Source organism: Mycobacterium barrassiae, assembly GCF_025822765.1.
Lineage (GTDB): Bacteria > Actinomycetota > Actinomycetes > Mycobacteriales > Mycobacteriaceae > Mycobacterium > Mycobacterium barrassiae.
On record NZ_JACKUK010000016.1, the window covers coordinates 622,978 to 637,688 of the forward strand.

At 66.6% G+C, this 14,711-nt stretch carries 12 protein-coding genes and 1 pseudogene; 4 read left to right on the forward strand and 9 right to left on the reverse strand.

Translation table 11 applies throughout. The annotated features are described in order from the left end of the window. Window positions 1-32: 32 nt before the first annotated feature. Complete coding sequence (locus H7J93_RS08885; RefSeq protein WP_267305895.1) at window positions 33-773, forward strand: beta-phosphoglucomutase family hydrolase; 741 nt, start codon at window positions 33-35, stop codon at window positions 771-773. After that, the gene (locus H7J93_RS08890) at window positions 770-3,124 is read left to right on the forward strand and encodes a glycoside hydrolase family 65 protein (RefSeq protein ID WP_267305896.1); all 2,355 of its coding nucleotides are present in this window, start codon (window positions 770-772) and stop codon (window positions 3,122-3,124) included. Before H7J93_RS08885 ends, H7J93_RS08890 begins: the two co-directional genes overlap by 4 nt. Window positions 3,125-3,128: 4 nt before the next feature. On the opposite strand, the gene H7J93_RS08895 is transcribed toward H7J93_RS08890, so the two are convergent. The 6 genes and pseudogenes from H7J93_RS08895 to guaB form a co-directional block, all read right to left on the reverse strand. Next, window positions 3,129-3,527 carry a tautomerase family protein gene (locus H7J93_RS08895; RefSeq protein WP_264073071.1) on the reverse strand — a complete coding sequence of 133 codons (399 nt, stop codon included), beginning with the start codon at window positions 3,525-3,527 and terminating at the stop codon, window positions 3,129-3,131. Window positions 3,528-3,544: 17 nt separating this feature from the next. Beyond that, window positions 3,545-5,158 carry a benzoylformate decarboxylase gene (mdlC, locus tag H7J93_RS08900; protein ID WP_267305897.1) on the reverse strand — a complete coding sequence of 538 codons (1,614 nt, stop codon included), beginning with the start codon at window positions 5,156-5,158 and terminating at the stop codon, window positions 3,545-3,547. Window positions 5,159-5,318: 160 nt separating this feature from the next. Then, a pseudogene (phoU, locus tag H7J93_RS08905) lies at window positions 5,319-5,978 on the reverse strand (phosphate signaling complex protein PhoU). Window positions 5,979-6,006: 28 nt separating this feature from the next. Further along, window positions 6,007-7,743, reverse strand: coding sequence for a GMC family oxidoreductase (locus H7J93_RS08910; protein ID WP_267305898.1), 1,737 nt, complete (start codon window positions 7,741-7,743; stop codon window positions 6,007-6,009). A 70-nt stretch (window positions 7,744-7,813) separates the two neighbouring features. After that, window positions 7,814-8,971 (reverse strand): GuaB3 family IMP dehydrogenase-related protein, encoded by a 1,158-nt coding sequence (locus tag H7J93_RS08915; RefSeq protein ID WP_267305970.1) that lies wholly within the window; start codon window positions 8,969-8,971, stop codon window positions 7,814-7,816. A 59-nt stretch (window positions 8,972-9,030) separates the two neighbouring features. Beyond that, the gene (guaB, locus tag H7J93_RS08920; RefSeq protein ID WP_267305899.1) at window positions 9,031-10,572 is read right to left on the reverse strand and encodes an IMP dehydrogenase; all 1,542 of its coding nucleotides are present in this window, start codon (window positions 10,570-10,572) and stop codon (window positions 9,031-9,033) included. Between the two features lie 138 nt (window positions 10,573-10,710). On the opposite strand from guaB, the gene H7J93_RS08925 reads away from it, so the two are divergent. Continuing rightward, entirely contained in the window at window positions 10,711-11,115 is a 405-nt protein-coding gene (locus tag H7J93_RS08925; RefSeq protein ID WP_014209027.1) for a DUF5319 domain-containing protein, read from the forward strand. A 28-nt stretch (window positions 11,116-11,143) separates the two neighbouring features. Here the strand turns inward: H7J93_RS08925 and H7J93_RS08930 are convergent, their stop codons facing one another. From H7J93_RS08930 to H7J93_RS08940, 3 genes are all read right to left on the reverse strand, one after another. After that, window positions 11,144-12,388 carry an anti-sigma-D factor RsdA gene (locus H7J93_RS08930; RefSeq protein WP_267305900.1) on the reverse strand — a complete coding sequence of 415 codons (1,245 nt, stop codon included), beginning with the start codon at window positions 12,386-12,388 and terminating at the stop codon, window positions 11,144-11,146. Continuing rightward, the gene (locus H7J93_RS08935) at window positions 12,381-12,959 is read right to left on the reverse strand and encodes a sigma-70 family RNA polymerase sigma factor (RefSeq protein WP_267305901.1); all 579 of its coding nucleotides are present in this window, start codon (window positions 12,957-12,959) and stop codon (window positions 12,381-12,383) included. The genes H7J93_RS08930 and H7J93_RS08935 overlap by 8 nt, the downstream gene beginning before the upstream one ends. Before the next feature lie 93 nt (window positions 12,960-13,052). Beyond that, complete coding sequence (locus H7J93_RS08940; protein ID WP_267305902.1) at window positions 13,053-13,844, reverse strand: hypothetical protein; 792 nt, start codon at window positions 13,842-13,844, stop codon at window positions 13,053-13,055. A 429-nt stretch (window positions 13,845-14,273) separates the two neighbouring features. Here H7J93_RS08940 and H7J93_RS08945 point away from each other — a divergent pair, with 429 nt between their 5' ends. Next, window positions 14,274-14,564: a WhiB family transcriptional regulator gene (locus H7J93_RS08945; RefSeq protein ID WP_083154061.1), complete on the forward strand. Its 291-nt coding sequence runs from the start codon at window positions 14,274-14,276 to the stop codon at window positions 14,562-14,564. The last annotated feature ends 147 nt before the right edge of the window (window positions 14,565-14,711 follow it).

Sequence of the window (14,711 nt, forward strand, 5' to 3'; positions counted from 1 at the left end):
ACGATCGCGGTGAGAGCAAAGCGAGGTACCCAGTGCTCGGTCTACCCGAACAGATCCGTGCCACCCTTTTCGACCTCGATGGAGTCCTGACGGACACCGCCAGCGTCCACAAAAAGGCCTGGAAGGCGATGTTCGACGACTTCTTGAAGACGGAGGCGGAGCGAGCGGGAACCCCCTTCCTGCCGTTCGACATCGACGCCGACTACCTGAAGTACGTCGACGGCAAGAAACGGGAGGACGGGGTCCGGTCGTTTCTCGCCAGCAGGGGCATCGAACTCCCCGAGGGCGCGCAGGACGACGGAACCGATGCCCGCACGATTCACGGCCTCGGGAACCGCAAGAACGAGATGTTCCAGCAGACCCTGCACACCGACGGGGTCGAGGTCTTCGAAGGCTCCCGCCGCTACCTCGAGGCGGCAGTCAACGCGGGGTTCGGCACCGCGGTGGTGTCATCGAGCGCGAACACCCGCGAGGTGCTCGAACTGACCGGACTCGACAAATTCGTCCAACACCGCGTGGATGGAGTGACGATTCGGGAGCAGAACATCGCGGGTAAACCGGCACCCGATTCGTTTCTGCACGCCGCGCAGCTGCTGAACGTCACTCCCGCCGAGGCCGCTGTGTTCGAGGACGCGCTCTCAGGCGTCGAGGCGGGACGTGCAGGCAACTTCGGGTACGTCGTCGGGGTCGATCGCGTCGGCCACGCAGAGGCTTTGCGGCGCAAGGGCGCCGACGTGGTGGTCACCGATCTCGCAGAATTGATGTCGCGATGATCACTGGAGACAACTTCACCATCGAACCGTGGCATATCCGCGAAACCTCCCTCGATCTAGACCTTTTGGACGAATCCGAGTCACTGTTCGCCCTCTCGAACGGTCACATCGGCATGCGCGGCAACCTCGACGAGGGTGAACCGCACGGGTTGCCCGGCACCTACCTGAACTCGTTCTACGAGGTTCGCCCCTTGCCGTACGCCGAGGCGGGCTTCGGTTATCCGGAAGCCGGCCAGACGATCGTCAACGTCACCAACGGCAAGCTGATACGCCTGCTCGTCGACGACGAGCCCTTCGATCTGCGCTACGGCGACCTTCTCGAACATGAACGCGTCCTCGATATGCGGGCGGGCACGCTGACCCGCACCACACAGTGGCGATCCCCGGCGGGCAAGCAGGTCAAGTTGGTGTCGACCCGTCTGGTGTCGCTGGCGCAGCGCAGCGTCGCGGCGATCGAGTACACGGTCGAAGCACTCGACGAGTTCGTCCGCGTCACAGTGCAATCCCAGTTGATCGCCAACGAAGAGGTACCCCTTTCCTCACGCGATCCCAGAGTGGCCGCCGTACTCGACAAGCCGTTGGAGGCCGTGCAGCACGAACATTCCGAGACCGGCGCGATCCTGCTGCACCGGACAAGGGCCAGTGGGCTTCTCATGGCCGCCGCCACGGACCACGACGTCGACGTACCCGGACGCGTCGAAGTGAGCACCGGTGCGGGAGAGGACTGGGCGAATACCACCGTGATCTGTGGTCTGCGCCCCGGACAACGCCTACGCATCGTCAAGTACCTCTCGTACGGGTGGTCCAGCCTGCGGTCCCGTCCCGCCCTGCGCGATCAAGTCGCCGCAGGGCTCAGCAGCGCGCGCTATACGGGATGGGAGGGCCTGCTCAAATCGCAGCGTGAATACCTCGACAAGTTCTGGGACTGCGCCGATGTGGAGGTCGAGGGCGATCCCGACAGCCAGCAGGCGGTGCGGTTCGGTCTGTTCCATGTCTTGCAGGCCAGCGCGCGCGCCGAACGCCGCGCGATCCCCGGAAAGGGATTGACCGGCACCGGTTACGACGGACACGCCTTCTGGGACACCGAGGGTTATGTGCTGCCGCTGCTCACCTACACCGCACCGCACGCGGCGGCCGACGCATTGCGGTGGCGGGCCTCGACGCTGGACCTCGCCAGGGAGCGGGCCGCCCAACTCGACCTGACGGGTGCCGCGTTTCCGTGGCGTACCATCCGCGGCGAGGAGTGTTCGGCGTACTGGCCGGCAGGCACGGCCGGCTGGCACGTGAACGCTGACATCGCAATGGCGTTCGAGCGCTACCGCATCGTCACGGGAGACGAGTCACTCGAGGCTGAGTGCGGACTCGAGGTCCTCGTCGAAACCGCACGGTTGTGGCTGTCGCTGGGACATCATGACAGGCACGGGGTTTGGCACCTCGACGGAGTGACCGGACCGGACGAGTACACCGCGATCGTGCGGGACAACCTGTTCACCAATCTGATGGCGGCGCACAACCTTCGGACGGCGGCGGAAGCGTGCCTGCGCCATCCCGACCGGGCAGACGAGTTGGGTGTCACCGCCGCGGAGATGGCCGACTGGCGCACCGCGGCCGACGACGCGCATATCCCGTTCGACGACGAACTCGGAATCCACCCGCAGTGTGAGGGATTCACGACCCTTCGGGAGTGGGACTTCACATCCAACACCTCCTATCCCCTGCTGTTGCACGAGCCGTATGTGCGGCTGTATCCGGCACAGGTGCTCAAACAGGCGGATCTCGTGTTGGCCATGCATTGGCAGAGTCACGCGTTCACGCCGGAACAGAAGGCCCGCAACGTCGACTACTACGAGCGCCGCACCACGCGCGACTCGTCGCTGTCGGCATGTACGCAGGCGGTGATGTGTGCCGATGTCGGCCATCTCGAACTCGCACACGACTACGCGTATGAGGCGGCGCTCATCGATCTGCGCGATCTGCACCACAACACCCGCGATGGTCTACACATGGCGTCGCTGGCGGGCGCCTGGACGGCGCTGGTGGCCGGCTTCGGCGGGCTGCGCGACGACGACGGCGTGCTGTCGCTCGACCCGCAGCTGCCGACCGGCATCACCCGGCTGCGATTTCGATTGCGGTGGCGCGACTTCCGGCTCACGGTGGATGTCAACCACGAGAACGTCACCTACACCGTCCGCGACGGACCACACCACGGTCTGACGATCCGGCACGCCGGGTCGGATCTGAAGCTCAACACAGATGAGCCGTCGACGGTGGCGATCCACCCTCGACGGCCCCTGCTGCCTGAGCCGCAGCAGCCCCCCGGCCGGGAGCCGCTGCGGCGCAGGCCACTTTGAGTTGTCAGACCTTTCCGGCGAGCCAGGCTTGCTCCTGGCCCGGATCCGGCAGCACCCGGCCGCCCTCGATGGCGAACCGCGCCGGGCTGTTACCGATCACGACGAGCACCCGCTCGGCCGGGATCCCGGTCACCCGCGTTGCCGCCTCGGCGACTTCGGTGACCAGACGACTGGTCTCGTCGTCGGGATGTCCGCTCCGGACCCACCCGTTGATGATCAACGGGCGGGCCGGACGGCCGGCGGTGTAGACGTCTTCGGTCGGCAACTCGTTGAACACCACATTGATGTAGGTGCTCGGCACGTGGTTGACCGTGGAATGGATCCGGGTCACCTCCGCGGCGAGTTCCGCCTTGTCCTCGGGTCGCAACGTCCCCTTGGCAGTGGTGCAGGTATAGATGGGCATCCGCCTACTCCTGTATCTCAGCCGAGGTGCGGCAGTTGAGGGATGGTGGGGACGACGATGACGGTCGGACCGTCAGCGTTCAGCGCAGTCGTGAACTCCTGGGCCAGCATGTCGGAGCTGTCGACCTCCACCGCACGGCACCCGAATCCGGTTGCCAGCGAGGTGATGTCGAGGCCGGGCAGCTGAAGACCTGGCACGTTCGGTGTCTTCTCCAGCAGCGCAAACGATTTGAGAATCGCGTACTCACCGTTGCGCAGCACCACGAACACGATCGGCAGCTTGTGCTGAGCCGCGGTCCAGATCGCCTGGATCGAGTACTCGAAGGAACCGTCACCGATCGTCGCCACGATGGTGCGCTTGACGCCGCGGGCCCGGTCGCCCAGCGCGATGCCCACTGCGGCGGGCACGCCCCAGCCGATGCCGCCGCTCGGAGTGGCGAAGAAGCCCTGCGAGTGGGTCGTCGGCAGCCAGTTGAACAGATCGACCATCGTCGACGTCGACTCCATGACAACCGAAGCGTCGTCCGGCTTGACCGTGCTGATCACCTCGTAGACCGCGTTGGACGTCATCGGCGCCTGCGCGGGCAGGTCCGAGTGAAGGTCGCGCACCAACGGTGCGGGACGCTCGCGGTCGGCGGGCACCTCGATCAGTTCGGTCAACTGCGTCAGCGCCGTGGTGACGTCACCGGTCAGGCTGTCGCCCACCGGTGCGACCGCCGACAGGTGGGTGTCGGACGTGATCTGCAGCAGTTCGGTGCCCTCAGGCAGGTACTCGCCCGCGACGTAGGGGTAGTACCGGAACACCTGGGCACCGACCACCACGACGAGATCGTGGCCGTGCACCGTCTGCTCGACCTCGGCGATCGTCATCGGCATCACCCCGGCATACAGCGGATGAGTCTCGGGGAAGGAGACGCGATCACCCAGGGCACTGCCGTACACGGGTGCGCCCAGCTTCTCGGCGAACGCGATTCCGGCGTCCCAGCCTCCGGCCCGGTCCACCTCGGGGCCGAACAGCACCATGGGGCGCTTCGCGGCGCTGATGCGCTCGGCGAACTCGGCCAGCCGGGCGGCATCCGGTGCGACCCGCTCGCTGACGGTGCGCACGACGGCGGGGCCCAACGCGGGCTTGTCCCAGTCGTCGAGCGGGATCGACAGGAAGACCGGGCCCATCGGCGGCTGCATCGCCACCGCGTAGGCCTGCATGAACGCCGCGGGCACATCCTCGGCGCGAGCGGGCTCATACGACCACTTCACCCACGGCTGCGGCAGCTCGGTCGCGCGCGGATTGTTCAGGTACGGATCGGTGATCGACATCTCGCGGGCCTGCTGCCCCGCAGTGATGATCAGCGGGGTGTTGGCCCGGAAGGACGCGATCAGGCTGCCCATCGCATTGCCGGTGCCCGCCGCGGTATGCAGATTCACCAGCGCCGGCCGGCCCGTCGTCTGCGCGAAGCCGTCGGCCATCGCCAGGGCCGACGCCTCCTGCAACGCAAGCACATAGGTGAAGTCGTCCGGGAAATCCCGCAGGAACGACTGCTCGGTGGAGCCCGGGTTACCGAAGACCGTTGTCAGGCCCAAGGTCCGGAGGAGGTCGTACGTCACGTCGTGAACGGTCTTCTGATCAGCCATGGTCAGCCCCTTAGCAGTTGGAATAAATGCCCACTGCCAGGTGTTTCCCAGCAGCTTGCCAAGAAGGGTCGCCTGTACGACGTCGTGGGTCATCAACGCTGGCAGCCATCCAGCCGCACGGCAGACAGGAAAGTGTGGGTACCGCTAGCCGGTATCGGCGCTACACCATCTGTTTGGATAAGGGCAGGCCGCCGGTCTCCTCGAACACGACTCGCCTGCCGATTTCGACGGCGTGATCGGCGAATCGTTCGTAATAGCGCCCGAGCAGTGCGACGTCGACCGCCGAGCAGACGCCGTCCTGCCACTTGTGGTCCATCAGCAGCGTGAACAGCCGCCGGTGCTCGGTGTCCACGGCGTCGTCCTCATCGCGTAGACGGGCGGCCTTACTGTGATCACCCGACACCAGCACCTCCCGTGCGGTGTTGGCCAGTTGCACTGCCCGCGCGCCCATTTCGGCGAAGCTGGCGCGGACGTCGGCGGGCAGCGCACAGTCGGGATGGCGCAGCCGGGAGATTCTCGCGACATGGACTGCGAGCGCGCCCATCCGCTCGATGTCGGCCCCGATATGGATGGCGCCGACGATCGACCTCAGGTCACCGGCGACGGGTTATTGTAGGGCGAGTAGGCGCAGCGCGACAGCCTCGGCCCGGCCGGCCATGTCGGAGATCTGTTCGTGCTCCGTGATGACCTGCTCGGCCAGCGCCAGGTCGGCGTCGAGCAGTGCGCGGCTGGCGCGCTCCATGGCGGTCGCGGCGAGCCCGCACATCTCGGCCAGATGTGCCCGGAGTTGTTCGAGCTGCTCGTGGTAGGCGATCCGCACGCGCAAGGTGTACCCGCGGCGGACCTTTCTAACCGGTCGAGCTGACCGGCTCGATGGGCAGGTGCCGCAGCGCGCCGGGTGCGTCGGCGGGGACGACGGGATGCTCCGGCGGGATCGGCGCGAGCCGTTTGTACGGCTCGCCCTGCGCCGGCCGCAGGTCCGCCTGCCCCTTGTTGGGCCACAGCGACGCGGCGCGCTCGGCTTGCGCGGTGATCGAAAGCGACGGGTTGACACCGAGATTCGCCGAAACGGAGGCACCGTCGTGCACCGACAGCGTCGGGTAGTTGAACACCCGCTGATAGGGGTCGATGACGCCGGTTTCGGCAGAGTCACCGATCGCGGCACCACCGAGGTAGTGGGCGGTCAGCGGGATGTTGAACAGTTCTCCCCAGGTCCCGCCCGCGACGCCGTCGATCTTCTCGGCGATCCGCCGGGTCACCTGGTTGCCGACCGGAATCCACGACGGGTTGGGTTCGCCGTGGCCCTGCTTGCTGTCCAACCGCCGGAAGCCGAACCTGGTGCGGCGGGTGAACGTGGTGATCGAGTTGTCGAGATGCTGCATGACCAACGCGATCATCGTCCGCTCGCTCCACCGGCGCACGATGAGCAGTCGCAGCAGTTTGCGCGGATTCGACGCGGCCTGTTGGAGGAACTGTCTCCAGCGCGGGACGTCGGATCCCGAGGGGCCGGCACCGTCGGTCATCAGCGTCTGCAGCAGCCCCATCGCATTGGAGCCCTTGCCGTAGCGCACCGGTTCGATGTGCGTGTCTGCCGTCGGGTGGATCGACGACGTGATCGCAACTCCGTGCGTGAGGTCGAGGTCCTTTGACACCTCGAAGCGTCCGGCGCCGACGATCGATTCCGAATTGGTCCGGGTGAGCACGCCGAGCTTGTCGGACAACTTGGGCAGCTTGCCCGCGTCGCGCATCTTGAACAACAGCCTCTGGGTGCCGAATGTGCCTGCCGCGAGGATCAGGTAGGTCGCGGTGAGCGTGCGACGCCTGCGCAATGGCGAGAGGCCGGTGCGTGCCGTGCGCACCTCCCACAGCCCGTCGGACCGCTGTTCGAACCCGGTCACGGTGGTCATCGGAATGACTTCTGCCCCAGCCTTTTCCGCCAAGCCGAGGTAGTTCTTCAGCAGCGTGTTCTTGGCGCCGTAGCGGCAACCCGTCATACACGAACCACATTCGATGCAGCCGGTGCGCTCGGGGCCTGCGCCGCCGAAGTACGGGTCGGGCACGGTTCGACCGGGGGTCTTGGTGCCGTCCGGGCCGAAGAACACGCCGACCGGTGTCGGCACGAACGTGTCTCCGACGCCCATCTCGTCGGCGACCTCTTTCATGACCCGGTCGGCGTCGGTGAAGGTCGGGTTGGTGACGACGCCGAGCATCCGCTGGGCCAGGTCGTAATGCGGCATCAACTCCGCGCGCCAGTCGGTGATGTTCTTCCACTGCGGATCGTTGAAGAACGGGTCCGGCGGCACATAGAGCGTGTTGGCGTAGTTGAGCGATCCCCCACCGACCCCGGCGCCTGCCAGAATCATCACGTTGCGCAGCAGATGGATCCGCTGGATGCCGTACATGCCGAGTTTCGGCGCCCACAGGAACTTGCGCAGGTTCCACGAGGTCTTCGCGAACTCCTCGTCGGCGAACCGGCGACCCGCTTCGACTACGCCGACCCGGTAGCCCTTCTCGGTGAGCCGCAGCGCCGAGACGCTGCCACCGAACCCCGAACCGATGACCAGGACGTCGTAGTCAGGCTTCATCGGCCCAGTATCCCGCTACCCATGGGTAACTACTACCCAGGTGACCCTTACAGCTAACCTCTCAGGCGCGTCAGACCCCGACGGTCAGACCGACCTTCTGGAACTCCTTGAGATCGCAATATCCGGCCTTCGCCATCGACCGCCGCAAGCCGCCGACCAGGTTCAACGAGCCGAACGGATCGTCGGACGGACCGGTGAGCACCTGCCCCAGCGATGGCCGCTCCCCGAGCGCCACCTGCAGCAGAGCGCCGCGCGGTAGCGACGGGTGCGCGGCTGCCGCGGGCCAGAACCAGCCGCCGCCCAGCGCTTCGGCGGCCGTGGCCAGCGGCGTGCCGAGGACGACGGCGTCGGCGCCGCACGCGATGGCCTTGGCCAGGTCGCCGGAGGTGTGGATATCGCCGTCGGCGAGCACGTGCACATAGCGGCCGCCGGTCTCGTCGAGGTACTCGCGGCGTGCCGCGGCGGCGTCGGCGATCGCCGTCGCCATCGGCACGCTGATGCCCAGCACCTCGTCGCTGGTGGTGACGCCGCTGGTCGACCCGTAGCCGACGATGACGCCGGCCGCACCGGTCCGCATCAGGTGCAGGGCGGTGCGGTGGTCGAGCACACCTCCGGCCACGACGGGTATGTCGAGTTCGGAGATGAAGGTCTTGAGGTTCAGCGGTTCCCCGACGCCGTGATCCTGGGCGACGCGCTCGGCCGAGATGATGGTGCCCTGGATGACCAGCAGGTCGATGCCCGCGGCGACGAGCGCAGGCGTCAGCGCCTGCGCGTTTTGCGGACTCACGCGAACGGCAGTCGTCACCCCGGCGTCGCGAATCCGCGCCACCGCGGCTCCCAGCAGCTCGGGATCCAGCGGTGCGGCGTGGAGCTGCTGCAGCAGCCGGATGGCTGCCGACGGTTCGGGTTCTCCCCGGCTACCGCGTGGGCCCATCTCGGCGGCGGCGATGACTTGGGCGATCTTCTCCTCGACATCGGCGTGCCGACCGATGAGGCCTTCGCCGTTCAGGACGCCGAGGCCGCCGAGGCGACCTATCTCGATGGCGAACTCCGGCGAGACCAGCGCGTCGGTCGGATGCGTGACGACCGGGATCTCGAACCGGTACGCATCCAGTTGCCAGGCCGTCGAGACATCCTGGGACGATCGCGTGCGCCGTGACGGCACGATGTTGATGTCGTCGAGTTCGTAAGTGCGACGGGCGGTTCGGCCCATGCCGATTTCGACCATGTCACGCACGGAGCCATCTCCTCTTCGCGCATGCGCTCTTCGGTGAACGCAAACGCTCGTCAGCGGGTGTAGTAGTTCGGAGCCTCGACAGTCATCGCGATGTCGTGCGGGTGGCTCTCCTTCAGACCCGCAGCGGTGATCTGGACGAACTGCGCCTGCTGCAACTGCTCGATGGTGGCCGAACCTGTGTAGCCCATGGCGGCACGGAGCCCACCGGTGAGCTGATGGATCACCGTCGACAGCGGACCGCGGAACGGCACCCGGCCCTCGATGCCCTCCGGCACCAGCTTGTCCTCGGACAGGGCATCGTCCTGGAAATAACGATCCTTGGAGTACGACCGCGCACCTGCACGTCCGGCCATGGCACCGACCGACCCCATGCCCCGATAGCTCTTGAACTGCTTGCCGTTGACGAAGATCAACTCGCCCGGCGACTCGGCGGTGCCTGCCAGCAGCGAGCCCAGCATCGCGGTCGACGCGCCGGCGGCGAGCGCCTTGGCGATGTCGCCCGAGTACTGCAGGCCGCCGTCGGCGATGACGGGAATGCCTCTTGGTGCACAGGCCGCGACCGCTTCGAGGATCGCGGTGATCTGCGGCGCTCCGACGCCCGCCACCACGCGTGTGGTGCAGATCGAACCCGGGCCGACGCCCACCTTCACGGCGTCGGCGCCCGCCTCGACGAGCGCGGCCGCGGCCGCGCGGGTGGCGACGTTGCCGCCGATGACGTCGACGCGTTCGCCGACCGCGTTCTTGAGGCGGTGCACCATGTCGAGCACCAGGCGGTTGTGTGCGTGTGCGGTGTCAACGATGACGACGTCGACGCCGGCGTCCACCAGCGTCATCGCCCTGGTCCACGCGTCGTCGCCGACACCGACCGCCGCGCCGACGAGCAGGCGTCCGTCGCTGTCCTTGGTGGCGAGGGGGAACTGCTCGGTCTTGACGAAGTCCTTGACGGTGATGAGCCCGGTCAGCTTGCCGTGCCCGTCGACGATCGGCAGCTTCTCAATCTTGTGACGGCGCAACAGCCCTAGCGCGGCTTCGGCCGAAACACCTTCCTGCGCAGTGATCAACGGCGCTTTCGTCATCACTTCAGACACCGGCTTGGACTGGTCGACCTCGAAGCGCATGTCCCGGTTGGTGATGATCCCGACGAGCGAGCCGGTGGCGTCGACGACCGGAAGCCCGGAAATGCGGAAGCGCGCACACATCGCGTCCACCTCGGCCAGCGTGTTGTCCGGCGAGCAGGTGACGGGATCGGTCACCATGCCGGCCTCGGAACGCTTGACGGTCTCGACCTGGCTGGCCTGTTCGGCGACGGGGAGGTTGCGGTGCAGCACACCCATTCCACCGGCGCGGGCCATCGCAATGGCCATCCGCGACTCGGTGACGGTGTCCATCGCCGAGCTGACAAGGGGCACCCTCAACCGGATCCGCTTGGTCAGTTGGCTGGAGGTGTCGGCTGTGGCGGGCACCACATCGGAGGCGGCGGGCAGCAGCAGTACGTCGTCGAAGGTGAGGCCGAGCATCGCGATCTTGGTCGGATCATCGCCGCCGGTCGACACAGGAACGGCAAGGGGAAGGCTGCTTTCAGCGATCGACATGGGTGGGCCTCCCGGGACGGACGAGCTAGATTCCCCATCTTATCGGCATTGACGTCGTCAGTTCGGTGCCACACTCCCGGTTGCGCCATGCCGCTACACGGCTGGCGCGAAATATGGACCGCTGCGTAGTGTGGAGGCGTGCGCGACCACCTCCCGCCGGGTTTGCCGCCCGACCCGTTCGCTGACGACCCCTGTGATCCCTCGGCTGCGCTCGACGCCCTCGAGCCGGGGCAGCCACTGGACCCGCAGGAGCGCACCGCGGTCGAAGCCGATCTCGCGGACCTCGCGGTGTATGAAGCACTGTTGGCGCACAAGGGAATTCGTGGACTGGTCGTCTGCTGTGACGAGTGCCAGCAGGACCACTACCACGACTGGGACATGCTGCGCGCCAACCTGCTGCAGCTCCTGGTCGACGGCACTGTCCGGCCGCATGAGCCCGCCTACGATCCCGAGCCCGACGCCTACGTCACCTGGGATTACTGCCGCGGTTACGCCGATGCCTCGCTCAATGAGGCCACCACGGACACCGACGGGTATCGCTGAGCGCGCAACGTCGAGTTAGCCGCCTGGGTTAGCTGCCGTCTCCCCCGGACCCTGACTCCGGCTTCGGTTCGGGCACCACGATCGTCGTCACCGGCGCCTGCCGCTGGGTCTGCGGTGCTTGCCGCGGGACTGACGGCGCCTGAACTGTTGCCGACGGTGCCTCCACGGTTGCCGGCGGCGCCTGGACTGCTGTCGGCGCCTCCTCGGCGGCCTCAGAAACAGTGGATGACGGCGCAGGCTGGGTTTTCGTAGTCAGCGCCACGGTGGTGCTCGTCGTGGGCGGCTGCGTCGTCGAAGGTGGGGCTGTCGTGGGTGAGGCTGTCGTCGGTGAGGCTGTTGCCACCGACGAACTCGCAGGCAGTTGCTCTTCCTCCTCCGGCGTCGGCGTGTTGGGTACCGATGTCGGCGCCACCGTCGTCGGGAGCGTCGAAGGCGGCGGGGCTTCCACGGCCGTGGTCCCTGGAGCCGACGTCGCGGTGGTCCCCGGGGACGGCGAGGTCGGCGACGGGGTCTCGGACGAAGGCGTCGTCGAAGTCTCCGAGGGCGTCGTGGACTCAGACGGTGAGGTCGTGGCATCCGACGGTGGCGTCTCCGACGAGGTCGTCGCCTCCGGCGAAGTCGGCGTCTGCAGCACGACCACCTCGGGGAAGGTCGGCGGCGGGACGTCAGGCGGCAGCGTCGCCGCGGCGTCCTTCGCCTCGACCTTGACCGTCAGCTCTTGCCACTGACTGACCAGTTCCTGTTTCTGCACATCGTCGCTGACCGTCGCGACCGTCGTGGTCAGCGTCTCCAGCTTCTGCTGCGCCGCGTCCCACTGTCCTTGATCGACGAGTTGCTGCACCTCAGCGAGCTGCTGCGACGCAAGCATCACTGCGTCGTCCCGGGGCGTCGCCTGCTCACCGAAGATCATCGTGCGCAACCCGTACAGCGTGTCGCCCGGTCCTGAACCCGCGACGACGCTGGCGAACCCGCCGAGGCACAGCACCGCCGCAGCGGTCGACCCGACGAGCGCCAGGGTCCGGCGTGACCGGCGGGTGCGCTGCGCGGAGTCCAGTGCGATCACCGCATCCCGCGGCGTCACCGGCACCGACAGCGGCTTCTGCCGAATCTCGTCGCGCCATCCGGACAACAGGCTGATCAGCTCTGCCTCGCTGGCGTCGGTCGCATACACCGGTTGCTCGGTGGCGAGTGCGTCCAGGAAGCGATCGCTCCGGTTGATCTCGTTGAGCGACGGATCGCCCCCGTTGGAAGTCCAGCGTCCGAAGTCAGGCATGGTCGTGCCCCGTCGAAATGATCTCTTCCTTGAGCCGCGCCAGCGCACGGTGCTGGGCGACTCGGACGGCGCCAGCAGTGCTTCCGACGGCCTCGGCGGTCTCTTCGGCACTCATGCCGACGACCACGCGCAGGATGAGGATTTCCCGCTGTTTCTCCGGTAGCACGGCCAGTAGCTTCTTCATCCGCGCCGATGCTTCGGAGTCCAGCGCCATCTGCTCAGGTCCTGCGTCCAGCGAGAAGCGTTCCGGCACGACATCCGTCGGGTCGGAGCGATTTCTGCCCGCTGCGCGATGCGCGTCAGCGACCTTGTGCGCAGCAATGCCGTACACGAAGGCCAGGAACGGTCGTCCCTGATCCTTGTACCGCGGCAGCGCCGTGATGGCGGCCAAGCACACCTCCTGGGCAATGTCATCTGCTGACAGGCCACTTCGCTCAGTCGACCCCACCCTTGCCCGGCAATACCGGACGACGATGGGACGAATGGTCTCAAGCACCCTCCGGAGTGCGTCCCGGTTGCCCGCTACAGCCTCAGCAACGACAGCATCGAGACGTTCTCCCGAAATTGTCATCGTGGGCGATCTCTCCAGCGTTACTTACAGGGACAGTTACAGGTGGCGGTTGGCTCAGCTAAACAATAACTTTCAGGATGGCGTGCTCCTGGCTCAGCGGACGGCCCACACGCCGCCCCGTGACCGGACTGTGTCGGCAGATTCGTCGCGGATGGCGACCACCTCTATCTCTGAGTGCGTGGCGCTGCCGATGCCGGCCAACAGGCTCGCCAACGCCCAGCGCAGCGGGATCATTCCGAGGCGTTCGGTGTCGGCCAGTGCGCTGTCCGCGACCCGCCGGGAGCCGTCCAGGTCACCGGCACAACAGAGCGCCGCAGCCCGCACCACCTCTGATTTCACAGTGTGTCGTGCTGAACCGAGCGCCGCGGCGGCGGCAACCGCCCCATCGGCATGTTCGACCGCCACCGAGCCCTGCCCCCTGGCCATCGCCAGTTCTGCGGACACCCACGCCATCCGCACGTGTAGCCGGGCCGGCACGGACTCGTCTATCAAGTCGGCCGCGCGGCGCAAGGCCCGCTCCGATGCCGTGAACCGACCCACGCCCAACGCGTCGGCGGCCAGACCGATCAGTGCGTCGGCGCCGGCCTCGCGGTCGGTTCCTGCGACCGCCGCCGCGTGCCCGTCCCAGGTGCGGGCCAGGGCGTGCCAGCCGAGCTGCCGCAGGAACGACGCGCGCGTGCTGTGGGCCAACGACAGCAACTGACCTGGCGCCGCGCGGCGCAGCTGCGCGAGATCGGCGAATGCGCTGCTGTAGCGGCCCTGACCGCCGGCCGCCACGGCACGCAGCCACAGATCGTGAGGAGTCATCGCGGCGGGCAGCGGCCAACGTCCGGGGTCATCGCCGAAGGCGACGTCGGACAGGGCTGCTGCCAGAGAAGTGGTCATCGGAGCCGCACGCTATCAACGAGCGGTGCGATACCCGGTACCGGTGGGCACGTTTCCGAATCGGCGTGGAAATCACATTGGTTAACAGTTGGTGCTGCCAATGTTAATTCCATGTAAGCCAGAGTCGGGTCGAAGAAATTTGCCACAGCGGCACCATTTGACGCGATCAGGAAAAATGCGCTTCGTCGACCGTCGCGGCACGTTTGCTTAACATCGACTTCGTTGCGACTGAGTCCCAATGATGAACGTGAAGTAAATTCTGGACCAGCCCCTATGCCGCTAAGCACATGTGCAGGCTATTGACGGAATTTCATGAGCCCCCCTAGTTTGTGGGCACGAGAAGTCATCGGCGACTTGAGCTCGGATCGGTTTTGAAACTCACGCACTCGCGTAGTTAGCGAAATGGGTGTGTAGAGAGGGGTTTTTCCAATGCCACAGCCGCAACAGCTTCCCGGGCCCAATGCAGATATCTGGGATTGGCAGATCGCCGGCCTTTGCCGAGGCGTCGACTCGTCCATGTTCTTTCACCCCGACGGCGAGCGCGGCCGGGCACGCGCTCAGCGCGAGATGCGCGCCAAGGAGATGTGCCGGAGCTGCCCGGTGATCGCGCAGTGCCGTTCGCACGCACTGTCCGTCGGGGAGCCTTACGGCATCTGGGGCGGGCTGTCCGAGTCCGAGCGCGAATTGTTGCTGAAGCGGGGTATCCGCCGAGCCTCGTAGTTCACAACCACTAAACAGAGCGAAGGGCCCCACCCGGGCGTACCGGGTTGGGGCCTTTTCGTACGTGACGCCAATACAGGACAACCGGCCCGCTCTCACCCAGAATGAGCTCCGTGAACTATGACGGCGGCGTTGCCAACTCCGAGT